Genomic DNA, 804 nt, shown 5'->3' on the forward strand with positions numbered 1-804 from the left:
CTTTTAAATTCATAACTTCATATTTACCAGTTGCATCAGTCGGTTTACGACTATTTAAAACATCTGCAGCTTTTTTACCTGCTTTTTCTAGATTATCTACATTTTTTGCTTGAACAGAAATATTTTGAATTTCATCTTTCCCATACAGTGTCGGCCATAATGAAATTGGAACTAGTGCTTCTGATGGTCCCATTCCCATAAACTCATTATCTGATTTGTAGACACCGATAATTTGCATCGGTTGACCTTTCATTTCAATAATTTTACCGACTGGATTGGTATCCTTAAACACCTTTTCTTCCATTTGTTTACTAATCATAACAACGTTATTACCTTGATCCACATCTGATTCTTGTAAAGAACGTCCCTTTAACAACTTTACTTTATTTACTGCAAAGTACTCACTATCTAATCCAGTAATACTCACCATCTCTACTTTATCTTCAATATCAAGTGATTCCATACTTGAATTTGTTGTTACCACATGTGCGATTTCTGGAATTTTTTTAATTTCAAAAATGTCTTCTTCAGTTATCTTCGGTGCTTCTACCATTCCCATACCGAAAGGATTGTTTATATCTGCACTATAATGAATCGGAACTGTTTGATTACCTGCCCCAACAAACTGCGATTTCAATGCAGCTTCCCCGCCTTGCCCAATTGCAACGACCGTAATAATCGAACCTACCCCAATAATAATACCGAGCATCGTAAGAGCTGAACGTAATTTATGAGCTAAAATAGAAGATAGGGCAATTTTTATACTATCTAGTAAACTCATACCGCACACCTTCTATCTTCTGT

General features: G+C 35.2%; 1 protein-coding gene. It reads right to left on the bottom strand.

Features of this window, described 5'->3' with window-relative positions:
• Positions 1-781 (bottom strand): ABC transporter permease (locus ACQRBL_RS32420; RefSeq protein WP_427736428.1); only part of this gene is annotated, 781 nt, incomplete at its 3' end.
• Between the last annotated feature and the right edge of the window lie 23 nt (positions 782-804).

Source organism: Bacillus sp. AF62 (assembly GCF_050312695.1).
Classification (GTDB): Bacteria; Bacillota; Bacilli; order Bacillales; family Bacillaceae_G; genus Bacillus_A; species Bacillus_A cereus.